We start from the raw sequence: 23,213 nt of genomic DNA, 5'->3' as shown, positions 1-23,213 counted from the left end.
TGGCAAGTGGGGGCGATCGTTCTGTGGGCCTGCTTCCATCTGCGCAGCCACAGGAAGCGCGCAGAAGCGCTCATCTGCGCGAAGTCTGAAACTCCGGACAATAAAAGCGATCCCCGTCACATTGCTGGGCCAGAGTCGCGTTGTATGGATAGCGCATCAAATCACGCTGATGCCCTCGCCCTCATCGACAAGGCGGTATCCAATGACAACTTCAAGCGTTGAAGCACAAAGCACTCTTCCGGTCGTTCTGCGATTCGTGATCTATAGCCTTATCGGTATTTTGTTCTTCTTCCTCCCCATCACCATCAACGGCAAGAGCACCATCCCGTTGGATCACTTGGTGACGTGGATTCAAACTGCCGCGGCACCGGTCGTTCCGTACATGATCTTGCTGATGCTCGTCTGCGGGACAGTTATTCCCTTCGTCACCGGAGGATGGAAGGCATCCAAGGTACGTGGCATATTCGCATTCCTGAACATCTTCGGGCTGGCTGTCGGCTGTTCGCTGCTCTTCAACTTTGCCCCGGCGTGGCTCAGCGATCCGGACATGGGTCCTTTTCTGCTGGACAAATTGGTCATTCCCGTTGGCTTGATCGTTCCAGTAGGTGCCATCTTCTTGGCCTTGCTAGTTGGCTACGGGCTGATGGAGTTCCTTGGTGTCTTCTGCCAACCGGTCATGCGTCCAATTTGGCGCACCCCGGGACGTTCGGCCGTGGATGCCGTGGCTTCCTTCGTGGGAAGCTACTCGCTGGGTCTGCTGATCACCGACCGCATGTACCGTGGCGGCCGCTACACGGGTCGCGAAGCTGCCATCATCGCTACCGGTTTTTCCACGGTGTCAGCCAGCTTCATGGTTATTGTTGCCAAGGCGCTGGACCTGATGGACCACTGGAGCCTGTACTTCTGGCTGTCGCTGGTAGTCACCTTTGCGGTGACCGCCATTTCGGTGCGCATTCCGCCTTTGAGCCGGATTCCAGACACGACGTACCTGGGCATGGAACATGACAAGGAAAAACTGGTCACGGGCAATCGTGCACGCGTTGCCTGGAGCGAAGCCATGGGAGCCTCGCGGCGAGCGCCATCGCTGCTCAAGAATGTCGGCGCCAACGTATGGGATGGGCTGAAAATGGCCATGGCAATTTTGCCGTCCATTCTCTCTGTCGGATTGCTCGGACTGGTGGTTGCCCGCTTCACTCCAGTTTTCGACTGGCTAGGATACCTGTTTGTCCCATTTGCCTGGATCGTCGGGCTGGATGACCCGTTGCTGGCTGGCAAGGCTTCGGCTACCGGCATTGCTGAAATGTTCCTTCCAGCAACCCTCATTGCGGGACACGAATCCATCGAGCTGCGCATGGTGATCGCCATCGTTTGCGTCTCTGCAATCATCTTCTTTTCAGCATTGGTGCCATGCGTCCTGGCGACGCAGATTCCGCTGAACATCCCGCAGATGGTAGCTATCTGGTTCGTGCGCGTTGTCCTGACCATCCTCATCGCGACACCAATCGTGCGCATGCTGCTATAGGTCGGCTGCGCTGGCGCACGGCAGCTTGCGAAACCAATGGGTTGAACCGAGTGATGCTTTCCGATTCGACGCGACCACGCCATGTCGCGGCACTGTTGCAGCTTTGCGATTCCTGAATGCCGTTGCAAGGCGGAGACGATCCGTCGTTGAATGGTCGAACCGATACGACGGAAAGCAGGTTCCAATGAATCACTTACACGAATCAGGTGCTCCGATGCAGGGTGATCCGAGTATTCCCGACCAGCCAGAACCGCCAGCGCAACCGCCGACACCAGATGCTCCGCCAAGCCCGGCGCAGCCGGACGTACCACCAAGCCCTTCGCATCCGGATGGGCCGATCCCGCCCCCGGGCCCGCAGGATCCCACTGAGCCGGCGCCGGGGCACCCAACTGACCCCACGACTCCGCCACCGCCTGCATTCGCCTAGGCGCAACGACCGAGGCTGGCGACATCCAATGCCCTGCAGGAACCTGGTTCCTGCAGGGCATTGGCCATAACTGCAAGAAGTTGGGTCAAACGCCTATCGAGATCAAGGAGATCTGCCTCCGCTCGGCGATGCCCGTGAGCGCTTGCAGCAAGCCGGGACAGCGACGAAGCCAACCGGGTGAGCTATTTACCGAAGTCGGGATCGCAGGTAGAAGCGGAACGTTTATCGTGACCGCATCAATGTCCTCGTTCGCCGACGACGCAAGGACGCAAATCAACCGTGGGAACGCTATCGGGGCCGCTCAGGTAGCTCTACTGTCGCCGCGCATCGGTACAGTGGATCCAAGTAGTATTACTCTGCATTGGCGACCACCCTGTGAAAGGCGCAAATGGCACATTCAGTACAGGTGGAAGATCGAATTCGTGGAGTCCTGACCGGGATGGCTGCCGGAGATGCCCTGGGCGCGGGCTACGAATTCAACGCACCGTTGCCCGAATCCGCCAAAATCTCGATGATTGGTGGCGGGTTGGGCGATTTTGCGCCCGGGGAGTGGACCGACGACACCTCAATGGCCATAGTCATTGCCCAGGGCCTGCTGGATTCCAACGGCAAGCTTGATGGTGCCGCGAGCAACTACATGGTTCGGGAATGGGCCAAATGGGCCACGAACGCACCGGACGTCGGCAACCAGACGCGGGCAGTCCTTGCCCACGCCCAGCATGTTGCGTCTACTGACGGAAGAGCCGAGCCGACCGCTGATGATGCGCTAGCTGGTTCTGAACAGATTCACCGGAGAACTGGCCGCTCCGGCGGGAACGGCAGTCTCATGCGCACAGCGCCCGTGGCGCTGGCTTATCTGTCTGAACCGCCTGTTGCCGCATTCGAAGCTGCGGCAGCTATCAGCAAGCTGACCCATTTTGATGATGAAGCCGCTGAGGCCTGCGGGCTTTGGACAGCAGCCATTCACCACGCTGTGCGCACCGGCGAACTAGATATTCGCAGTGGTCTTGCGATGCTTGAACCAGAACGCGCACAAGCATGGGAGCAGCGCATCCACCAGGCCGAAAACCATCGACCTCGGGACTTCACAAATAACGGTTGGGTCGTTGAAGCGTTCCAAGGTGCTTGGAGCGCGATCGCCACCGCCGAACCGGAAGACGGGAACGCTCGCTTGGTTCCGGTGCTGGAAGCGGCTGTTCGCGGAGGCGTGGATACCGACACCGTGGCAGCCATCGCCGGATCGCTCATTGGCGCAGCTTCCGGGTTCTCGAGTGTTCCGGCGCAGTGGGTGGATATGGTCCACGGTTGGCCCGGAATGAGGATGCAACAGCTTGTCGATATTTCGAGTGAGCTCGCGGGCTAAGTTCTCCTGCGGGATCTTGCTTCTAGTCCCGGGCTGGTCGTCGAGCTTCCAGCTTCTGTGGCAGCACGATGCTGACTTCGTGGCGCACCCCACGCGCACCGAGGCCAGTCAGATCAATCGCTAGAAACCAGGGTCCGGAATGGGGCACCTTGATTCGGTATGGAGCACGGCGTGCCAGTCCACCGTATGCTTCGAATTCTTCTCCGTCCTGGAATGCCGCGAAATTTTCCGGATCCATCAACCGCAGATGAGCCGGTCCACTGAGAGTCACTACCAAGATGCTTCCCCGCTCAATGAAATCCCAATAATGTTCAGCAAAATTAGGCTCCGCCAATGCCAGCCTCCTCGATCCCAGGTGATCCGCCGAGCAGCGGACCCAGACCCATTAACTCAAATTCAGGCCAGTGTCGCCAACGCACCCAAGGCAAGAGCACTGTACCGGTTCGGGCATTTGCAACGGCAAAGCTGCAGGAGTCTGGAGAACGAGGCCTTCTGGTCTTTGGGGTGCGTCGCGTTGCCACCTCAACCGATGCCAGATCCGCGATCGCAAGAGGGCTAGTGGCAATTTCCATTCGAGCTGCCGGCAGGTGGCATGAGCCGATCGCTGCATTGGACGAGCCGGAAGCCATCGGCTATTGGGTCCCGGATACCGGGGCAAGGAAGCAATATGACGACTCGAACGATTCGATCTCAACCGGATTGACGTGCTAGGCGGCAATTAATCCGCTGCTCGCGATAGCGTACCTAAGTGGGATGAAGTAACGCACAACTTGGGTCATGGCGGCCCAGAGCAATGAGGCAAAGTTCATGGATTTACTGACGGGCATTGGCCTGGAACAACTGCGAATGTGGATTTGGATTCTGGTGATTGGTTTTGCCGTGGCGGCGGGGCTATGGCGGCGGCACCAGCTAGTGGCGGTCGCCCTGGCCTCGGTGCTCTTATTCGCCGCTGCCAGCGCCGGTGCCGGGATCTATATCCTGAAGCGGCCAGGTGATCCGCGATGGACCATGGGCGAGCCTCCGGTGAATGCCCCTGATCTTTCCGGAATACCAGTTGTGGGCAAGCAACTGGCTCCCGTGGAATCTGCATTGGAATCGATTGCCGGGGGAGTGAATTCCTTCTGGGAATTCAATCAGGCCCTGCCGGTGGCCCTCGACTTCTTTGAACGCAGCGGCTGGGCCCTGCTCGCGGCCATTCCGCTGATCATCGCCATGATGATCAAGACTTTCAGGGCTGCCAGCCGCCGCAGGCAGGAACTGAAGAACCTCAGTGGTGCCGTGGCGCAACTCCAATCCGAGCTTGCCGCGATCATGGGGAATTTGTCTGAGCAGGGCACTGCGGCCGAGGCTCCAGAACAGGGCAGCCAACGGGAGAACGCAGGCACTCGTAGATCGCGCCGGGGCGAATGAACGTTAATTAGCCAGACGCGAAACGGCGCCGGATCTGTCCTGCACTGCTGGACAAGACCGGCACCGTTCTCTGCGACCCGAGTGAGCTGGGGTAACTAGGCCAACGTCGCGGTATCGATTACGAAGCGGTAGCGGACATCGGATGCCAGCACGCGCTCGTAAGCCTCATTGATCTGCGTGGCACCGATGACCTCGATCTCTGCGCCAATGCCATGCTGGGCACAGAAATCCAGCATCTCCTGGGTTTCCTCGATGCCGCCGATCTGCGAACCTGCGAAGGAACGGCGTCCCCCGATCAGTGCGAAGGCATTGACAGGCAACGGTTCTGCCGGAGCACCAACGTTGACCATGGTGCCGTTCACGCGCAGCAGTCCGAGGTAGGCACTGACGTCGATGGAAGCGCTGACGGTGTTGATGATCAGGTCGAACTTCTTCTGCAGATCCTTGAAGGTGTTCTCATCGCTGGTGGCCCGGTAGTCGGTTGCGCCCAGCTTCAGTCCATCATCCTTCTTCTTCAGCGACTGCGACAGAACGGTGACCTCAGCGCCCATGGCACTGGCGATCTTGACCGCCATGTGGCCCAGGCCGCCGAGTCCCACGACGGCAATCTTCTTGCCCGGCCCTGCACCCCAGTGCCTCAGCGGGGAGAAGGTGGTGATGCCGGCGCAAAGCAGGGGCGCGGCAACATCCAGATCGATGCCTTCAGGAATGTTCAGGGCGAAGTTCTCGGTAACCACGACATGCGTGGCGTAGCCACCTTGGGTCATGCTGCCATCACGGTCAAGAGCACCGTAGGTACCAACACTCTGCTCGCAGAATTGCTGGTCTCCGGCAAGGCAGTTCTCGCATTCCATGCAGGAATTGACCATGCAGCCCACGCCAACGCGGTCGCCCACCTTGTGCTTGGTTACCTCTGGCCCGACTTCGGCAATGATGCCGGCAATTTCGTGGCCCGGGACCAGCGGATAGTTCTGGTTTCCCCATTCTCCGCGCACCGTGTGGATGTCGGAGTGGCAGATGCCGGAGAACTTGATATCAATCAAGACATCGTGCGGACCTACTGCACGACGTTCAATCTGCGTCGGAATGAGTCCATCAGTCGCAGAGTGCGCTGCGTATGCATTGACCATAGTTGCCATCAGGTTTTTCCTTTGTCTTGCGGGTTGCGACTGGAAATGTTCTGGACTGCGGCGATTGCCGCGGTCCGTCAGGGCAAAGCCCATGGAGAACAACAATCGACAGGCTATGAATAATCCCGGCTGGAGAAAATTTCCTTCCGCAGGTTTCCCTGCCTAAATGAGGATCAACGCGCACCGTGCTGGTTGCGCCCGGGGATCGCCAGGGCAGCAGCGCCGCATGATCTTCGCTGGTTGCCCAGGCTGCAAGGCCGCTCTCAAACGATGAATGGCAGCGACGCAAGTGGCTGGCACGCGCCTATCGCCCAAGAACTGCGTCTTTTGCCAATTCCCGGTAGGCTAGTACCTGGGTCTGCATGTTCTATGCGGGCCCCAAAAGAAAATAACTCCCAGGGCTGACTGACCGTTGGTCCCGACCGCCAGTTTCGCGGTCCTCGGTAGTGACTTTCGCTAGGGCAAATATGCGCCCCAGCGCGGGTCTCGATCGAAGACCAGATCTGGGTAGGGCCACACGGTTCGCTCATCCACCACGTGGGAGCGATCGAAAGGAGCACCCCCTTAATGGAGGGTCCAGAAATCCAATTCGCCGAAGCACAGATCGACAACGGTCGCTACGGCACCCGCACCATTCGCTTCGAAACCGGCCGCATTGCCAAGCAGGCTGCAGGTTCGGCAATGGTCTACATCGATGACGAGACCGCACTGCTCTCGGCAACTACCGCTGGCAAGCACCCACGCGAAGGCTTCGACTTCTTCCCACTGACCGTGGACGTTGAAGAGCGCATGTACGCAGCCGGCCGCATCCCAGGCAGCTTCTTCCGCCGCGAAGGCCGCCCATCGACCGAAGCCATCCTGGCTTGCCGCCTGATGGACCGCCCACTGCGCCCAGCCTTCGTCAAGGGCCTGCGCAACGAGGTCCAGGTTGTCGTCACCGTGCTGTCCATCGAGCCAGATGAGCTGTACGACGTCGTAGCGATCAACGCTTCGTCGATGTCCACCCAGCTTTCGGGTCTGCCATTCTCCGGCCCAATCGGCGGCGTTCGCGTTGCACTGGTTGATGACGGAAACGGCGCACAGTGGGTTGCCTTCCCACGCCACTCCGAGCTGAAGAACGCTGTCTTCAACATGGTTGTTGCCGGCCGTATCGCTGGCGACGACGTTGCCATCATGATGGTGGAAGCTGAAGCTACCGACAACGCTTGGGAACTGATCAAGGAACGCGGCGTCCAGGCTCCAACCGAAGAGGTTGTCGCTGAGGGCCTTGAGGCTGCGAAGCCATTCATCAAGGTCCTGTGCGAGGCCCAGGCCGACCTGGCTGCTCGCGCTGCCAAGGAAACCGTTGAATTCCCGGTCTTCCGCGATTACGAAGAAGATGCCTTCGCCGCTGTCGAGGCTGCTGCTTCGATCCGCTTGACGGAGATCTACACCATCGCTGACAAGCAGGAGCGCGACAACGCTGCCAGCGCATACAAGGAAGAGATCGTTGCATCGCTGGCTGGCGAAGGCAACGCTTTCGCAGGCCGCGAGGGTGAAATCTCCAAGGCATTCGGCGCTGTTACCAAGCACATCGTGCGCCAGCGCATCCTGACCGACCAGATCCGCATCGACGGCCGCGGCCTTGCTGACATCCGCCAGCTCTCCGCCGAGGTCGAGGTTCTGCCTCGCGTTCACGGTTCGGCAATCTTCGAGCGTGGCGAAACCCAGATCATGGGCGTCACCACCTTGAACATGCTGAAGATGGAACAGCAGATCGACTCGCTGTCGCCGGTGAAGACCAAGCGCTACATGCACAACTACAACTTCCCTCCATACTCGACCGGTGAAACCGGCCGTGTTGGTTCGCCTAAGCGCCGCGAAATCGGCCATGGCGCACTGGCTGAGCGCGCACTGGTTCCAGTGCTGCCTAGCCGCGAGGAATTCCCATACGCAATCCGCCAGGTCTCCGAGGCATTGGGCTCCAACGGCTCGACCTCCATGGGCTCGGTTTGCGCATCGACCCTGTCGCTGCTGAACGCTGGCGTGCCACTGAAGGCTGCCGTTGCAGGCATCGCCATGGGCCTGGTTTCGGACACCGTAGACGGCGAAACCCGTTACGCTGCCCTGACCGATATCCTCGGTGCCGAAGATGCCATGGGCGACATGGACTTCAAGGTTGCAGGTACCTCCGAGTTCGTTACCGCGATCCAGCTGGACACCAAGCTGGATGGTATTCCGGCATCGGTTCTGGCCGCCGCGCTGACCCAGGCTCGCGAAGCACGCCTGCACATCCTGAACGTTCTGAACCAGGCTATCGACGCTCCGGATGAACTGAACGTCAACGCTCCACGAATCATCTCCGTGAAGATTCCAGTGGACAAGATCGGCGAGGTCATCGGCCCTAAGGGCAAGATGATCAACCAGATCCAGGAAGACACCGGCGCTGACATCTCGATCGAAGATGACGGCACCGTGCTGATCGGCGCAACCAACGGCGAGTCCGCTGAAGCCGCCCGCTCGGCCATCAACGCTATTGCCAACCCTCAGGTTCCTGAGGTCGGCGAGCGTTACCTGGGTACCGTCGTGAAGCTGACCACCTTCGGTGCGTTCGTTTCGCTGACCCCGGGCAAGGACGGCCTGCTGCACATCTCCGAGCTGCGCAAGATCAACGATGGCAAGCGTGTCGAGGACGTCGAAGACGTCGTCGGCGTTGGCCAGAAGCTGCAGGTGGAGATCACCAAGATTGATGACCGTGGCAAGCTGTCGCTGGCTCCAGTCGTCGAGGAAGAAGCTGAAGAAGCAGTTGCTGCTGAGTAGTTTTTAGATTCTTGCTGAAAACCCCGATTCGCTTGGCGAATCGGGGTTTTTGCTTATTCTTGCTCGGGAGCAGGTTCCTGCCAAAGTCTTTGGCGGTCCTGGCTGGAGGCATGACCTGATGACGCAGCCAATTGAACTCTCATAGATCTTCTCCAAGTTCCAAAGCGGGTGCCGCTTGGCGGAGAGAACCTATCGCGGGGGCTCACGCTTCCAATTCAAGAAGCATCTGCAGTGCCTCGCGAGAAATTGTGCGCAAGGCATTTCCACTGCGCCGCGCTGCCCTTTCGGACGACCTCAGTGGAGTTTCTCAGGCGCTAGCTGCCAGCCTGATACCCAGTACCTTGCGGGCCGCAGCTAGCGCCGGACAACACGTGCTGTACCCCATTGCCGCTTTCCAGCCACGTTGGCTTTGGGCGGAGGCAAGCACTGACCTTAGCCAGATAAAACCATCTGGGTCAGATGGACTGCGGAGAGTTGAACCAGCGGTCCTAGTGTCCAGAGTGTACTCGTCCCGGTTCGCTCAGGCGCAGAGCCGCAGGCGGGAAGGCGCTGATACCCCTGATTCGATCGCTGGCCACCTAGGATAGGAACGAGGAATAGAAAAAGTAGCCGTAGCGCAAATGAAGGACGTTGAACCAGTGGATATCGGGGGAACGAAACTGCAGCATCAGAATCTGCTGGTAACGCTGTACGGCCTGTATGGCGAATCGGCCAGTGGCTCTTTCCCTGTTTCTATCATCGTCGAGATGTTCGATGCCTTGGGTATCAGGTCGCAAGCAATCCGCTCCACCATTTCACGGTTGAAAAGCCGCGGCGTGCTAATTAACGAACGCGCAGGGAACGAATCCCAGTACCAGCTCTCCGCCGAGGTTATGGACAGCTTCCGGAAGGACGACCAACGGATCTTTGCTCCTTCGCGTTCAACCTCCGGGGACTCCTTGGTGCTGGCTATTTTTTCCGTACCCGAGAGCGAGCGGAATCGCCGGTACGAACTGCGCACCGAGCTGGCTAGCTTAGGGTTCGGGATGGTCTCCGGAGGAGTGGCCGTGGGGCCGCATCTGGCATTCGAGCAGGCTAAGGTCCGCTTGGATGCGCGAGGATTGTCCAAGTACGTCGAGTTCTTCAAGGCTGACTACATGTCCCCTGCCGATATCCGGGAGAAGGTTGCCCAATGGTGGGATCTTGAAGCACTGGACCATCAGTACACCGACTTCCTCCAGTTGTATGTCGGACGCTTAGGAACGTGGCAGCAACGGCTAGCTGATCCCGTCGAGTCAGCCGAGCAGCGCTCGGAACTGGAGCGGGCGGCTTTCGCCTTCTATATTCCGATGCTTACGCGCTGGCGGCGTTTCCCTTATCGGGATCCGAATTTGCCCTTCGAATACCTGCCTGATGGGTGGAAAGCTCCGCAGGCCAAGAAGACCTTCCTGGCGTTGCACGCGCTGTTGTCCCCGCATGCGGAGCTATACGCGAGTCGGCTACTCGGCTCGCGCGTCGACTAGTACCTGCCGCATCCAGGTCTGCACGGCCTGCCAATGATGCTGCTGCGGGTCGATGATTTCAAAGTGGTCCAGCGACCGGTGGATCATTTGTTCCGGCAGAACGTGTCCGGCCAGGGAATCCAGGTATTCCCGCGTGTGCTCCAGCGGTACCCGGTCGTCGTTGAACCCGTGGACCAAGAGCGTTGGCACCGAAGGCGGTGGGGCCTGGATTGGCGAAGCATCGTGGTAGATTGCCGGAATCCCGGCCGGAGAATCGCCGAAATATTCCATTGCTGCACCATCGCCGAGGGATTCTGCATGCACCTTGGAAGCATCGGTGACTGGAGCGAGGCCTACCACGGCATCGGCGAAATTGGAGTTCAGCAGCGCCAATTGACCGCCGACCGAATGTCCGATAAGAATAGCTGCCTCGGATTGGCCCTGGTATCGCAACGTGCTGCGCACGAGCTGGATTGCCGCGGCCACATCGAAAGATGGGGTGGGCCACGGGTGGTCCGGACCGCGCCGGTATTCCACGTTGGCCACGCTCCAGCCAGAGCGCAGCAAATCGTCAGCCATCGGTTGCATCACGCTGGCGGTGATCCGCTGGCGCCAGTAGCCGCCGTGGACCAGGACCGCAGTGCCCAGGGAAGGCTGTTTGAACGGGTGCGCCAGGATGAAATGCTGGTCGGGATGATCCCCGTACTTGAGCAACTCGGACTCTCGCGTATTTTGCGGCACTGCGCTTTTTCCTTCCATCCTGCGGCGGCCGGCAGGAGTATCCCTGCCGGCCACGTAGTAATTCCTGCCAATGCTAGTCTGCGCCGGGTACGGATCCCGGTGGCAGGAAGTCCACGTCACGCAGTGCTGAGAGGCGGACAACTTCCTCCGGGTCAGACAAGTTGTGAAGCTCATCGAAGAGCGTGGACAGTTGTCCCGAAGGGCTTACCCAAAAGAGCGATTTGCCCGGTGCGCCATCCTTGACGTAGTAGGCGTGAGGAAGTCCCATGGGCATGCGGACGGTATCGCCAGGCCCGGCCTTGAACCATTCGCCGTCCAGGTACAGGGTGTAAGTGCCTTCCATTATGTAAATGTGCTCATCTTGCTTAGGGTGCACGTGCGGAGGCACACCGGTTCCAGTGGGATCAAGGGAAAGCCATGCAAAGCTGCTGGAACTCTCGACCTTGGAGAGATAGGTGTGGCCGAGGACATTCCACGTCTTGTTGCCCATTGATTCACTGGCCAAAGTTATGCCCTTGGGCAGATCGCCCAGAATGATTTCTTGGCCTTGCTGCTGTTCCATGATGACTCCTTAGCGGGTAGATGGCTGGTGCGTCCAGCATGGCATGAATCACATTAGATATGCAATAGGTCTTGCGATCGCAAAATTCGGTGTATATGATTTCTATCACTTCGGCCTATGCTGCCGGACTCTTCACTACCCTCGCAATTCACGCATCGCGGTCGATGGGACCCGTTGCTGCACTCTACGAGTAAGGCACCAATGTGAATACCACTCAGGTAAAAGGAATGAGCGTCTACACGCTTGGCACCGGAGGCGGCCCGATCGTTTCCAGTTCCCGTGCTGGCACCAGCACGGCGATTAGGGTCGATGGGGCAACCTACGTGATTGACTGCGGCATGGGAAGCATCCGCAATTACCGGTCGCATGCCGAATGGGGCGAATTGCGCGCGGTGCTGCTGACCCATCACCACTCGGACCACATCTACGATCTCGGCGCCTATCTGGTGACCGGGTGGCAGGTCCCGGGGGAGTCTTTCGCCCGGCCTATCCAAGTTTTCGGCCCTGGACGTCCCAATCGCATCCCCGCCCTTGGCCCGGAGCACGAGCAGCAGATCGCTTCGCGCGTCGCCGAGCGGGAAATGACCAGCACCGAAGAAATCGTCGATGCGCTGCTGGACAAGGTCTTCTCCTCCGACGTGTTGATCCGCATGGCCGATGAAGGCCGCGACGAACCCCACGAATGGATCCAGTCGCAGAACATCCAGATCCCCGAGGCATCCGGGGCCTGCGCAGTTGAAAACCGCCACCCGGAAATGGAGCCCTTTGAGATCTACCGAGATGAGCTGGTGGCGATCTCCGCGATTCTGGTCGACCACCGCTTGTGCTTCCCGGCATTCGCCTTCCGGATCGACTCGCGCTACGGTTCCGTCGTGGTCTCCGGAGACACCGCCTACTCCGAGAACTGCATCAGGCTCGCCCGCGGAGCTGACTTGCTGCTGCATGAGGTCATCGATCTGCCTGGCATCCTGGCGACATTCCCGGACGGCCCGACGCGCGATGGCATCGAAGTGCATTTGCGTGAATCGCACACGCCGTACAGCGAGGTGGGCAAGGTCGCCGCGAAAGCCGAAGTCGGCGCGCTGGTGCTGCATCACATCGTTCCCAACACCCCCGGTGCCGCTGATCTGGAAGCTATGCTGGAGACCGCACGCGGTGATTTCGCGGGGAATGTATCCATCGCCGAGGACAATGACGTCTTCAGCATCGGCCCGGCGGCGCTGGAACTCTCCGCGGCCGATTCCAAGGGGAGCTTGGTATGAGTACGACACAGAATCTCGCGGACCACACTTTGCGTGCGGCCATTGCCAACGGCAAAATGAACCGGCGCGCCTGGATGGTGACCGGCATGCTGGTACTCTTCCAGATCGTGAACTTCGCCGACAAAGCTGTCCTGGGGCTCGTGGCTGATCCCGCCATGCGCGAACTCGGGTTGACTGCCGGTCAGTTCGGCTTCATCGGCAGCGCCTTCTTCTTCCTCTTCGCCATTGTCGGCGTTATTGTCGGCTTCCTGGCCGGAAAGGTATCCACCCGCTGGATCTTGCTGACCATGGGCATTGCCTGGGCAGTCCTGCAGTTCCCGATGCTCTTCGGCGGAGGCGCGGCAATCCTGCTGGTCACACGCATCCTGCTGGGTGGAGCCGAGGGGCCGGCGACCCCCATTTCGCTGCAGCATGCCCACGGCTGGTTCAATGCGAAGGAACGTGGGCTGCCCAGCAGCGTCATCGCTGCCGGTTCAACCCTGGGGCCGATCCTCGCGGCTCCTGCCCTTGCATGGATCATCGCCAACCCGGCCCTGGGCTGGCGCTGGGCCTTCGGTTTCCTGGGGATCTTCGGGCTGCTCTGGAGCGTAGCGTGGCTGCTTCTGGGCCGCGACGGCCCGTACAGCCATTCCACGGCGGGCAAGGCACAGGCGAAAGCCGGTGCCATCTCGTTGGCGGAGGACCAGCAGCAGGCTGGGCAGAAACCGGAACCGGTCGCCGAATTCGACCTGCAGGGCAAGGGGAGCATTGCGGATTCCTCCGATCTGCTGAAAATCGTGCCGATTCGACGAGTCCTGGGCTCGTGGATGTTCGTGGCAGCGGTGCTCGCAGGTGCCGGCTGCTTCTGGGCGCAGGGTTTCTTGACCACGTGGTCCCCGAAATATCTGGGATCCGTCGTTGCCCTGACACCGGAAATGATCGGTTTGGTCTCCACCTTCCCCTGGGTGATCGGCGCTATCGCGCTGCTGGTTTTGGGCTTCGGCTCCCGCTACTTGATGAAGCGCGGCGTGACGGTTCGCTGGGCCATGGGCGCCCTGTTCGGCGCAACGTTGCTGATTTCCGGGGTCTGCTTCTCGATCCTGCCCTTCCTCTCCGGCTACGCCGCCGTGGCGATGCTGACTCTCGGTGCCGGTACGGCAATGATCTATCCCTTGGCTCCCACGGCAATCGCCTTCAGCGTCTGCTCCAGGCAGCGCGCGGCCCTCATGGCCACGCTCACTGGACTGGCTTCGGTGGGCGGCGTGGTCGCTCCCGCAATGGTCGGTGGCCTGATGGACAGCGCGGGCTATATTCCCAGCCCTAAGGGCGTGGCTGACTCGGCGGAGATGGCCGAGTTGCTGGCTCAGGGCATGAATGCCTCATTCGGGATGATCGGAATCTACCTGGTTGTTGTTGGCATCTTCTGCGTCTTGATGCTCAATCCGGACCGGACAGCGCGCAAGCTGCAGACCAGCTTCACGTTCACCGGCTAGCCAAGATCGCCCCGGATCGAGCTGCAGGATCCCATCGGCCAAGTCGCAACGGCCGATGGGATTCTGCTGCACATGGCGATCCGCGGCCTAGCTCCTATGGATGCCGGTGGGAGTGATGGCGCAGGAAGCATGGCCGCACTCAGGGCAGGCATTCATGGAATGCGCTGCAATGCCTGCATGGCTGTTTCGCCTTTTGGAAAATCCCTTTGCATTCCACCCGGCCATCGTTTCCCCGGTGCCAGCGCACTTGCATTTCGCAAGTGCGATCTTGCCGGCAAGCAGACTCTTGGCAGGCCCGGGGGTGCTGGAAAAGGATAAAACCGTGGCACACCGCTGTGCGCGGTGTGCCACGGTTCGGGACGTTCGTGCTGGAAGGTGCGCAGAGCCAAGGCTAATCGGACGCGAAGGCCTGTTTGGCCTCGGCAGATCGGGCGGCATCTGGTTTGATGCGTGGTGGAATCATCGCCACGGAAATGGCGGCGACTACGCCGACGATGGCGAAGAATACGAAATTGAACTCGAAGCTGATGCCCGAAGCCGCGATCCAGCCGCCGATGATGGGGCCGGAGATGGCGCCGATGCGGGCGAAGGACAATGCCCAGCCCGTGGCCGTGCCGCGCTGCGCGGCCGGGTAGTAATCGGCAATGTATCCGGTGAGAACCAGCGACGTGGAAATCGAGCCGATGCCGGCGAAGGCCACGAAGAACAGATTGACCAGCATAGTATTGGGGAACATCAGCAGGAGGATGCCTCCCGCACCGAGCAGGTAGAAAATCACCAGAATGGTCTTCTGCCCGTACTTGTCGGCGAGGAAGCCCAGGGCCAGTCCGCCGGCGGCTGAGGCGAGGGAGAAGACCAGCAGGAATGTTAGCGAGGAACCGAGGTTGTACCCTGCGCTGCGCATGATCTGCGGCAGCCAGGTATTCAAGCCGTAGACCAGGACCATGCCGCAGAATAGCGAGATCCAGAAGAAGATGGTTGATCGCAAGTACGTTGCGGAGAACATGGAAGCCATGACCTGGCGCCAGGGGGCCTTGCCGGAGCGAACCGGTGGCGCCACGGGCTCGTAATCGGGGATGCTGTGCCGGGCGGCCAGTGCTTTGGCTTCGCTGATCCGCCCCTTGGATACCAGATATTCAAGGGATTCGGGAAGCATCCAGGCAACTAAGGGAAGTAGAACTACAGGTAATGCGCCCACCGCGATAACCCCGCGCCAACCTATCGCGGGCAGAAGCGACATAGCGACCAAGGCAGCGGCGACGATTCCCAGGGAATAGCCTGAGTACATGATGCCGTAGTTAAGTGAGCGTTTCTTGGGTGGCGAATACTCGATGGTCAGCGCGGCGGCCACCGGGATGATGCCGCCCATACCCAGTCCGCCGATCAGCCTGAAGAGGCCGAATATCTCGGGAGTAGGAGCTAGCGCGGCACCGGCTTGGGTGATTGTGAAGACTAGCATGGCCAGCAGGAGCATGCGCTTACGGCCGATGATGTCGCTGAGCGTGCCGATGAACAGTGCGCCGAAGAGCATGCCCACCAACGCGTAGGCTCCGAGGCCGCCGAGCTCCATGGGACTCAGCGACCATTCCTTGTATTCGGCCAATGCCGGGAGCACTGCACCGAGCACGCCGACGTCGTAGCCTTCGGCCAGGATGGCCAGCCAGCAGGCGAAGAGCACCATTGAGGTGGTTCGTTTGGGGATTTTCCAATCCGCGGCTGCGGGGGATTTCGGCATTTGTTCAATCTCCTTGTGTGGGTAGGGCGGAGTTCTTGGAACACCAATAGGATTATCACGTTAAAGTGACGTGCGTTACAATAGCTATACACTTTTTATTTAGGGGGATCTTGATGCCTGCATTCGCGGGAATGGACGAATCCGGGCAGTTGTTGCAGCAGCTCGCCGCAGACTTCATCGCGTCGGGAATCGCAGGAACGGCGTTGGAGCGAACCATTGAATGGGTTGATACCGATGCTGCGGGGCATCATCATAATTCAGCCATCTTGCGCTTCGTCGAGGCGGCCGAAGCCAAACTGTTTCGCGAGGCTGGCGCGGAGTCCTACTTCACCATCTCGCCACGAGTCCGCCATGAGGTCGACTATCGGGCCAAGCTGTATTTCGGCCAAGCGGTGACCACCGCGATTCGCGTGGAGAAGGTCGGGGCCAGTTCGATGTCATTCGGATTCAAGGTCTGGGGGAGTGCGCACCAAGGGCGCGGGTTCGCGCTGGCCGCTGAAGGCCGTTTCGTGACAGTGTGCGTTCCAGTTGGCGGTGAGTCACCTGCCCCCTGGCCCCGTGAAATCCTCGCTGGCATTGATGCTGGTTCCTGAGCGCGGCACCGCGCCCCGTGCGAGCTGGTGGATATATGCGCGAGCCAGATTTGCGGAACTAGGTCTTCGCCCCTGGTTCTCCTTCGGGTGGCCTGTTGGCTAGCAGAGGTGGTGCTGGTAGATTGAAGCTAATTCCGCGAATGTGACGACCGTCAGGATCTCTCTATCGTCGGAATGTGTCCTGGACCGTCTCTGCCCAAGGAGAAACAATGCCTGCTGCCGAAGAAACTTGCACGAGCGCGATATTGTCCGCTCTGGCCTCCGGGACTGTCCAAGTCCATGACCTGACTGCCCCGCTGTCGGACAGGACTCCAACCTTAGTACTGCCCGATCCGTTCTCGAACCTCATTGATTTCAGTCTCGAAGAGGTCTCGGCCTACAACGAGCCCGGACCATACTGGAAGCACCACAATATCCATACTGGTGAGCACATCGGAACGCATATAGATGCGCCGATCCACTGGATTTCGGGACGAGGGGGCAAGGACGTGTCGCAGATTGATCCGCAACGCCTGGTAGGTCCGGCCGTCGTGTTGGACTTCAGATCCTTAGCAGCAGATGATCCGGATGTTCTCATCGATGTGCACCATTTGGAAACGTGGCAATCGGAATATCGGCGGTTTCCTTCCAACGCGTGGCTGCTTTTCCGCACCGGATGGGAGCAATACGGTGATGACAAGACAGCTTTCCTGAATGTCGATGCCACCGGATCGCATACTCCCGGGTTTACTGCGGAGTGCGCCAGATACATCGCCGAGAAGCTGGACATTTCCGGCATCGGCGTGGAAACGGTGGGGATCGATTCCGGCAATGCCGGAGCACTGGAGCCGCCATTCCCCATGCATTACTTCCTGCTCGGTGCAGACAAATACGGGATCACCTCGCTGAAGAACTTGGACAAGCTGCCCGTGTTCGGAGCGATGCTAGTGGTTGCCCCTCTGCCCATAGTTGGCGGTACCGGCGCACCGACCCGGGTGCTGGCATTAGCGCCCCAAAACACCAAGAAAATGGAGGCACAATCGTGAACGTTGCTGAACTGGTCGGCAAGACGCTGGCAAACTTGGGCGTAGGGCACGCTTTCGGCGTGGTGGGAAGCGGGAACTTCGATGTCACGAATGCACTGATTGCCAACGGGGTGCCATATACCGCAGCGCGGCATGAGGGCGGCGCAGCAACGATGGCCGATGCCTACTCACGGACCAGCGGCCAGATCGGCGTGGTCTCGGTGCACCAGGGGTGCGGCCTGACCAACGCGGCCACCGGCATTGGAGAAGCCGCCAAGTCACGCACCCCGATGATCGTGCTGGCCGCCGAAGCCGCCCCGAGCGCCGTGTATTCGAACTTCGCCATGGACCAGGGCTCCTTCTCAACCTCCGTCTACGCCGTCTCCGAACGAATCCACAGCGCCCGCACGGCAGTGGCCGATACAGTTCGCGCCTACCGCAGAGCAGTGAACGACCGGCGGACGGTTGTACTGAACCTGCCATTGAACATCCAAGGGCTCGAAGCTCCGGAATCCCCGGTGGCAGCCGAGGTGGTTCCGGCGGAGCCGGTCCGCCCCTCGCGTGCCGCGGTGCGAGCGCTGGCGGTACTCATCGAAAATGCCCGGCGCCCGGTGTTCGTCGCAGGGCGCGGCGGACGCGGGGCCAAGGCCGAAATCCTGGCGCTTGCCCGGCACAGCGGGGCGCTGGTGGCGACCTCGGCGGTGGCCAAGGGCCTGTTCAACGACGAGGAATTCAGTCTCGGGATCTCCGGCGGGTTCTCGTCGCCGCTGGCCGCCGAATTGATTGCTGGAGCAGATCTGATTGTGGGCTTTGGCTGCGCGCTGAACATGTGGACCATGCGCCACGGTCGGCTCATTTCCGAGGGCACCAAGGTAGTGCAGGTGGACCTGGAAGAGTCCGCCCTGGGGGCGAACCGGCGCATCGACTTGGGCGTGATCGGCGACTCGGCGCAAAGCGCACGCGATGCGCTGGAATATCTGGAAGCGCAGAAGATGCCGGCGCGCGAAGGCTACCGCACCTCCGCGGTGAGCCAGCAGATCGCCGAGGGGGCCAACTGGAGTCAGGTAGCCTACCGGGACCTGTCCACAGACGACCGCATCGATCCGCGAACTCTGACCAAGTCGCTGGATGAGCTGCTGCCGGCCGAGCGCATCGTCAGCGTGGACTCGGGCAACTTCATGGGATACCCGAGCCAGTTTCTCGCCGTTCCAGACGAGCACGGTTTCTGCTTTACCCAGGCGTTCCAGGCGATCGGCCTGGGGCTCTACACGGCCATCGGAGCGGCTTTGGCGCAGCCCGGGCGCTTGCCGGTGCTCGGCACCGGAGACGGCGGATTCCACATGGCCATCGCCGAACTGGATACCGCGGTTCGGCTGAAGCTGCCAATGGTGTGCATCGTCTACAACGATGCCGCCTACGGGGCGGAGGTACATCATTTCGGCGATACGGGTACGGCACCGAATATGGACTCGGTGACCTTCCCTGACACCGATTTCGCAGCCATCGGCCGCGGTTTCGGAGCCGATGGCATCACGGTGCGCAAGCTGGAGGATCTTGACGCGGTAGCCAGCTGGCTCGGCTCGGATCCCACGGGGCCGCTGGTCATCGACGCGAAGATCGCTTCGGACGGCGGTGCGTGGTGGCTAGCGGAGGCATTCAAGGGGCACTAGCCCAGCCCCTGGAACCGCGATTGCTGGTGGGTGGCCCCGGTGCGGCGCATGGTGCGCTGCGCCGGGGCTCGCTTGCACCTTCAAGGCGTCGCTGATCTTTTCAGGCTCGCGCGGCTGGCTTGAGCCGCCAGTCTCCTCATTCCCGGTGCCTGGACCTGCCTGTGCCAGCTTCATGCGCTTGCGCATCAGGAAGTACAGGGCAGAGACGGTCAAGGCGAAGGGAATGCCGAACAGCAACGTCATGGAGAATTGCTCGGTGAACAAGGTCGTGACCAGCAACGCGGCCATCAGCTGCGCCCCGGCCGCGGATCCAGCGGGATAGTACGGCAGGCGGTATTTAAGCGGTGCTGCACTGCGCCGATGGGAACGGCGGAAGAACAAGTGCGTGATGAAGATCAGCATCCAGGCCATCATTGCGCCGAACATCGACAGCGCCATCATTATTGTGAAACCGGATTCTGGATTCGATGCGTAGATGATGGCGGCCACGGCGATTCCGCCAGCCGAGAGCAGCAGGGCGTTGACCGGCGCGCCGTTCTTCTTCAACTTACCCAAGCTGCTCGGAGCCTGCCCGCCGCGGGATAGAGAGAACATCATTCGCGTGGAGATGTACAGCTGCGAGTTCATGGCGGAGAGCGCGGCGATGATGACCACGAAATGGAGAGTGGAATCGGCAAACGGAATGCCGATCACCTGCATCACCGTGACGAACGGGCTGTCGCCTTCGAGGATCTCGCTGACCGGTGCGATGGCAAGGATCAGCGACAGGGTCAGGATGCAGAAGAGGAAGAGCCTGAACAAGGTCACCTTGAAGGCCTTCTTCGCTGCGACTTCGGGATCTTTTGCCTCACCGGCTGCGACGGCGATCATTTCGATGCTCAGGTAGGAGAAGATCGCCACGACAACGGCAAACCAGACACCTTGGGCCCCGCCCATGAAGAATCCGGATTCCGCGGTGTAGTTCTGGAATCCGAAATCATTGCCCCTCTGGCCGAAGACCAGATAGGCAGCAAGCAGGATGAACGCGGCAATAGCGAATTCCTTGGTGGCGGAGAACCAGTATTCCAGTGTTCCGAAGGCTTTGACATTGAACATATTCACCCCGATCAGCAAGGCCGATAGGCCGATGATCCACACCACTGCGGGCAAATCCGGGAACCACATTCGCATGCAGCCGCCCACCGCCGTGATTTCGGTGCCTACGGCCAGTACGAGGCAGGACCAGTACAGGTATTTGAGCAGGAACCCGGTGAATGGGTTGATGTAGTGCTCGGCGAAGGCGCCGAAGGAGCCGGTCGTCGGGTGCGCCAGGATCATCTCGGCCAACGCCCCCATGAGCAGCACGGCGATCTACCCGCCGATGGCGCCGCCAAGCGCAATCATGCTCAGCTGGCGCGAAGTTAGCTCCTTCGACAGGCCGGCTTCTCGCTGTGCGATTTGATCCAGGGAAGATTTCATTGAATTATCCAAAGGTGGTTTGGTGGCCGATTTGGGATCCGAGCCGAGCCGCCAAGCGGTTCCCGTGCCCGGCAAAAAGCCGCAGGATCGGCAGCCCAAACTGGGCCGCCAATCCTGCGGCTGGCAGCAACAGCTAAGCGCTGGTTACCAAATTGGAGGTTTCGGATTTCCTGGCCGGAATCCAGCGCAGGTGCGTTTGTTCCTGCTCCTCGGCTTCCCGAACCAGCGAGAGCCGCGGGCGGACCGCGTCGGTGCGGGCGGCGGGCGGCTTGCGGCGTCCGGCCTTGAAAGGCAGCGGCCAGGTGGCGCCGTCACCGGTATAGTCCTGCTCGGCGGCTGCCTGCAAGGTCCACTGCGGGTTGTACAGGTGGGTGCGTCCCAGCGCCACCAGATCCGCGCGGCCTGCCAGCAGGATCGAGTTCACGTCGTCGTAGGAGGACACCGCACCCACCGCGATCACCGAGACCCCTGCCTCGGCGGCGACCTGGTTGCGGATCCTGTCGGCGAATGGCGTCTGGTAGCTGCGCCCGAAAGCCGGCTTCTCGTCCTTCACGATCTGCCCCGACGAGACATCGATGAACTGGGCGCCGTGGGCGATGAAGGCCCGGGCGATGTCCACGGCATCTTCTTCGGTATTCCCGCCTGGCGACCAGTCGGTAGCCGAGATGCGCACGCCGATGGTCTTGCTTGCCGGCCATGCTTCGCGGACCGCATCCAGGACCTCAAGCGGGTAGCGCAGCCGGTTCTCCAAGCCTCCGCCGTATTCGTCGGTGCGCTGATTGGACAGCGGCGAAAGGAAGGAAGAGAGCAAGTAGCCGTGGGCCATATGCACTTCCAGCACGTCGAATCCTGCCTCATCGGCGCGGCGTGCTGCGGCGGCGAACTGCTCGCGCACCTCGTCCATCTGCGCACGGTCCATTTCCACCGGCACATGGCAGCCTTCGCCATAGGGCAGTGCGCTGGGGGCGAGCACATCCCAGTTGCCTTCTTGCAGCGGCTGGTCGATGCCTTCCCACATCAGCTTCGTCGAGCCCTTGCGACCCGAGTGGCCGAGCTGGGCGCCGATCTTGGCGTTCGAATTTCCGTGCACGTAGTCGGTCACGCGCTTCCAGGCAGCGGCCTGCTCATCGGTGTACAGGCCAGTGCAGCCCGGGGTGATGCGGCCGATATCGGAAACGCAGACCATTTCGGTCATCACCAGCCCGGCCCCTCCCATGGCCTTGGAGCCCAGATGGACCAGGTGGAAGTCCCCGGGCACCCCGTCGGTGGCCGAGTACATGTCCATGGACGAAACCACCACGCGGTTGGCCAGCTCGGTGTTGCCGAGCCTATGCGGCTGGAACATCGCCGGTGCAACGGAAGGCGAAGCGTTGAGCCGGGCGAAGTTCTCATCGACCTGCTGAGCGAATCCGGTATCCCGCAGCTTCAGGTTCTCGTAGGTGATGCGCCGGGAGCGGGTGAGCAAGTTGAAGCAGAACTGCACCGGGTCCTGGTCCTTGTACTGCCCGATGTTCTCGAACCATTCCAGCGAGGCCTGGGCCGCGCGCTGGGTGGATTCGACCACTGGGCGGCGCTCGGTCTCGTAGGCGGCCAGCGCCGAATCAACCTCGGCATGCTCATGCAGGCAGGCAGCCAGGGCCAGAGCGTCCTCCATGGCCAGCTTGGTGCCCGAGCCGATGGAGAAGTGGGCAGTGTGCGCGGCATCGCCCAGCAGGACGATGTTCCCATGGCGCCAGTTCTCGTTGCGCACCGTGGTGAAGTTGATCCACTTGGAGTTGTTAGTCAGCACCTGGTATCCGGCCAGTTCCTCGGCGAAGATCCCGGCCACCTTGTCCACCGACTTCTGGTCGCTCACGCCCGGGCCGAAGACCTCGTCCTCGGTCTCGTCGAATCCGGCCGCACGCCAGACGTCTTCGTGCATTTCCACGATGAAGGTCGAACCCTCGTCCGAGTACGGGTAGCCGTGGATCTGCATGGTTCCGGCATCGGTTTCCTTGACAAAGAACTTGAAGGCCTCGAAGACCTGGTCGGTGCCCAGCCACATGTACTTCGAGGTCCGCGGATCAAGGGAGGGCTTGAAGGAGTCCGCGTACTTGGTTCGCACCGCGGAGTTCAGCCCGTCAGCGGCCAGCACCAGGTCGTACTCGTCCGCCAGCTGCTCCACATCCGGGGCAACGGTGGAGAAGCGCACATCCACGCCCAGTTCGATGCAGCGGCGCTGCAGCAGCTGGAGCAGTTCCTTGCGGCTCATGGCCGCGAAGCCCTGGCCGCCCACGGTGTGCATCTGGCCGCGGAAGTGGATGTCGATATCGCTCCAGCGGGCGAAGCGCCGGGACATGTATTCGGCCACCACCGGATCGGCGTTGCCGATGCCGCCCAGGGTCTCATCGGAGAACACCACGCCGAAGCCGAAGGTGTCCGATGCGGCATTGCGTTCCCACACGGTGACATCGTGGTTCTCATCCAGCTGCTTCATCAGAGCCGCGAAGTACAGGCCGCCAGGGCCGCCGCCGATAACTGCAATCTTCATGGTGTGTCCTTTCATCAGCCCCGGAGGGCGATTGGGCCGGGGCCCGAAAAATAT

At 60.7% G+C, this 23,213-nt stretch carries 17 protein-coding genes; 10 read left to right on the top strand and 7 right to left on the bottom strand.

Annotated features, from left to right (window positions below; all coding sequences use genetic code 11):
- Positions 1-202: 202 nt before the first annotated feature.
- Together ACP3TE_RS02030 and ACP3TE_RS02025 are read left to right on the top strand one after the other, a co-directional pair.
- Positions 203-1,522 (top strand): YjiH family protein, encoded by a 1,320-nt coding sequence (locus tag ACP3TE_RS02030; protein WP_105658216.1) that lies wholly within the window; start codon positions 203-205, stop codon positions 1,520-1,522.
- An 815-nt stretch (positions 1,523-2,337) separates the two neighbouring features.
- Positions 2,338-3,312, top strand: a complete 975-nt coding sequence (locus ACP3TE_RS02025; protein ID WP_426735068.1) for an ADP-ribosylglycohydrolase family protein — start codon at positions 2,338-2,340, stop codon at positions 3,310-3,312.
- Positions 3,313-3,334: 22 nt separating this feature from the next.
- Here the strand turns inward: ACP3TE_RS02025 and ACP3TE_RS02020 are convergent, their stop codons facing one another.
- Positions 3,335-3,646, bottom strand: a complete 312-nt coding sequence (locus tag ACP3TE_RS02020) for a DUF1883 domain-containing protein (protein ID WP_166650648.1) — start codon at positions 3,644-3,646, stop codon at positions 3,335-3,337.
- Positions 3,647-4,119: 473 nt separating this feature from the next.
- On the opposite strand from ACP3TE_RS02020, the gene ACP3TE_RS02015 reads away from it, so the two are divergent.
- Complete coding sequence (locus ACP3TE_RS02015; protein ID WP_426735066.1) at positions 4,120-4,722, top strand: hypothetical protein; 603 nt, start codon at positions 4,120-4,122, stop codon at positions 4,720-4,722.
- Positions 4,723-4,817: 95 nt separating this feature from the next.
- On the opposite strand, the gene ACP3TE_RS02010 is transcribed toward ACP3TE_RS02015, so the two are convergent.
- On the bottom strand, positions 4,818-5,861 hold the full coding sequence (locus tag ACP3TE_RS02010) for an NAD(P)-dependent alcohol dehydrogenase (RefSeq protein WP_426735064.1): 1,044 nt from the start codon (positions 5,859-5,861) through the stop codon (positions 4,818-4,820).
- Positions 5,862-6,419: 558 nt separating this feature from the next.
- Between ACP3TE_RS02010 and ACP3TE_RS02005 the strand changes: the two genes are divergently transcribed.
- Entirely contained in the window at positions 6,420-8,651 is a 2,232-nt protein-coding gene (locus ACP3TE_RS02005) for a polyribonucleotide nucleotidyltransferase (RefSeq protein ID WP_105658211.1), read from the top strand.
- A gap of 620 nt (positions 8,652-9,271) precedes the next feature.
- Complete coding sequence (locus ACP3TE_RS02000; protein WP_426735062.1) at positions 9,272-10,153, top strand: PaaX family transcriptional regulator; 882 nt, start codon at positions 9,272-9,274, stop codon at positions 10,151-10,153.
- Here the strand turns inward: ACP3TE_RS02000 and ACP3TE_RS01995 are convergent.
- Complete coding sequence (locus ACP3TE_RS01995) at positions 10,130-10,873, bottom strand: alpha/beta hydrolase (protein ID WP_181148899.1); 744 nt, start codon at positions 10,871-10,873, stop codon at positions 10,130-10,132. The two genes, ACP3TE_RS02000 and ACP3TE_RS01995, sit on opposite strands and share 24 nt — an antisense overlap.
- Before the next feature lie 73 nt (positions 10,874-10,946).
- Positions 10,947-11,435 carry a cupin domain-containing protein gene (locus ACP3TE_RS01990; RefSeq protein ID WP_105658208.1) on the bottom strand — a complete coding sequence of 163 codons (489 nt, stop codon included), beginning with the start codon at positions 11,433-11,435 and terminating at the stop codon, positions 10,947-10,949.
- Between the two features lie 227 nt (positions 11,436-11,662).
- On the opposite strand from ACP3TE_RS01990, the gene ACP3TE_RS01985 reads away from it, so the two are divergent.
- A complete protein-coding gene (locus tag ACP3TE_RS01985; protein WP_105658207.1) occupies positions 11,663-12,697 on the top strand; it encodes an MBL fold metallo-hydrolase in 1,035 nt (344 codons plus the stop codon).
- Positions 12,694-14,169: an MFS transporter gene (locus ACP3TE_RS01980; RefSeq protein ID WP_105658206.1), complete on the top strand. Its 1,476-nt coding sequence runs from the start codon at positions 12,694-12,696 to the stop codon at positions 14,167-14,169. The genes ACP3TE_RS01985 and ACP3TE_RS01980 overlap by 4 nt, the downstream gene beginning before the upstream one ends.
- Positions 14,170-14,560: 391 nt before the next feature.
- On the opposite strand, the gene ACP3TE_RS01975 is transcribed toward ACP3TE_RS01980, so the two are convergent.
- Positions 14,561-15,904: an MFS transporter gene (locus ACP3TE_RS01975; RefSeq protein WP_426735058.1), complete on the bottom strand. Its 1,344-nt coding sequence runs from the start codon at positions 15,902-15,904 to the stop codon at positions 14,561-14,563.
- A gap of 113 nt (positions 15,905-16,017) precedes the next feature.
- Between ACP3TE_RS01975 and ACP3TE_RS01970 the strand changes: the two genes are divergently transcribed.
- The 3 genes from ACP3TE_RS01970 (at position 16,018) to ACP3TE_RS01960 (ending at position 19,171) form a co-directional block, all read left to right on the top strand.
- The gene (locus tag ACP3TE_RS01970) at positions 16,018-16,497 is read left to right on the top strand and encodes an acyl-CoA thioesterase (protein ID WP_426735056.1); all 480 of its coding nucleotides are present in this window, start codon (positions 16,018-16,020) and stop codon (positions 16,495-16,497) included.
- A 209-nt stretch (positions 16,498-16,706) separates the two neighbouring features.
- Positions 16,707-17,522 (top strand): cyclase family protein, encoded by an 816-nt coding sequence (locus ACP3TE_RS01965; RefSeq protein WP_426735054.1) that lies wholly within the window; start codon positions 16,707-16,709, stop codon positions 17,520-17,522.
- A complete protein-coding gene (locus ACP3TE_RS01960) occupies positions 17,519-19,171 on the top strand; it encodes a thiamine pyrophosphate-binding protein (RefSeq protein ID WP_332595227.1) in 1,653 nt (550 codons plus the stop codon). Before ACP3TE_RS01965 ends, ACP3TE_RS01960 begins: the two co-directional genes overlap by 4 nt.
- Here ACP3TE_RS01960 and ACP3TE_RS01955 read toward each other — a convergent pair.
- Positions 19,145-20,506 carry an amino acid permease gene (locus tag ACP3TE_RS01955; protein ID WP_426736169.1) on the bottom strand — a complete coding sequence of 454 codons (1,362 nt, stop codon included), beginning with the start codon at positions 20,504-20,506 and terminating at the stop codon, positions 19,145-19,147. The two genes, ACP3TE_RS01960 and ACP3TE_RS01955, sit on opposite strands and share 27 nt — an antisense overlap.
- Positions 20,507-20,762: 256 nt before the next feature.
- Positions 20,763-23,159 (bottom strand): bifunctional salicylyl-CoA 5-hydroxylase/oxidoreductase, encoded by a 2,397-nt coding sequence (locus ACP3TE_RS01950; RefSeq protein WP_388023925.1) that lies wholly within the window; start codon positions 23,157-23,159, stop codon positions 20,763-20,765.
- Positions 23,160-23,213 lie beyond the last annotated feature (54 nt).

The organism is Glutamicibacter sp. 2E12 (genome assembly GCF_050030965.1).
Lineage (GTDB): Bacteria > Actinomycetota > Actinomycetes > Actinomycetales > Micrococcaceae > Glutamicibacter.
Note: the sequence above shows the minus strand (reverse complement) of the source record. Positions and strands in the feature narration are given on the sequence as shown.

Bases quoted from the DNA above. Each gene is read 5' to 3' on its own strand.
- ACP3TE_RS01990 (WP_105658208.1), bottom strand. From the start codon at position 11,435: ATGGAACAGCAGCAAGGCCAAGAAATCATTCTGGGCGATCTGCCCAAG.
- ACP3TE_RS01950 (WP_388023925.1), bottom strand. From the start codon at position 23,159: ATGAAGATTGCAGTTATCGGCGGCGGCCCTGGCGGCCTGTACTTCGCG.
- ACP3TE_RS01955 (WP_426736169.1), bottom strand. From the start codon at position 20,506: ATGGGGGCGTTGGCCGAGATGATCCTGGCGCACCCGACGACCGGCTCC.
- ACP3TE_RS01965 (WP_426735054.1), top strand. From the start codon at position 16,707: ATGCCTGCTGCCGAAGAAACTTGCACGAGCGCGATATTGTCCGCTCTG.
- ACP3TE_RS02005 (WP_105658211.1), top strand. From the start codon at position 6,420: ATGGAGGGTCCAGAAATCCAATTCGCCGAAGCACAGATCGACAACGGT.
- ACP3TE_RS02015 (WP_426735066.1), top strand. From the start codon at position 4,120: ATGGATTTACTGACGGGCATTGGCCTGGAACAACTGCGAATGTGGATT.
- ACP3TE_RS01970 (WP_426735056.1), top strand. From the start codon at position 16,018: ATGCCTGCATTCGCGGGAATGGACGAATCCGGGCAGTTGTTGCAGCAG.
- ACP3TE_RS02000 (WP_426735062.1), top strand. From the start codon at position 9,272: ATGAAGGACGTTGAACCAGTGGATATCGGGGGAACGAAACTGCAGCAT.
- ACP3TE_RS01975 (WP_426735058.1), bottom strand. From the start codon at position 15,904: ATGCCGAAATCCCCCGCAGCCGCGGATTGGAAAATCCCCAAACGAACC.
- ACP3TE_RS01985 (WP_105658207.1), top strand. From the start codon at position 11,663: ATGAGCGTCTACACGCTTGGCACCGGAGGCGGCCCGATCGTTTCCAGT.
- ACP3TE_RS02025 (WP_426735068.1), top strand. From the start codon at position 2,338: ATGGCACATTCAGTACAGGTGGAAGATCGAATTCGTGGAGTCCTGACC.
- ACP3TE_RS02010 (WP_426735064.1), bottom strand. From the start codon at position 5,861: ATGGCAACTATGGTCAATGCATACGCAGCGCACTCTGCGACTGATGGA.
- ACP3TE_RS01980 (WP_105658206.1), top strand. From the start codon at position 12,694: ATGAGTACGACACAGAATCTCGCGGACCACACTTTGCGTGCGGCCATT.
- ACP3TE_RS02030 (WP_105658216.1), top strand. From the start codon at position 203: ATGACAACTTCAAGCGTTGAAGCACAAAGCACTCTTCCGGTCGTTCTG.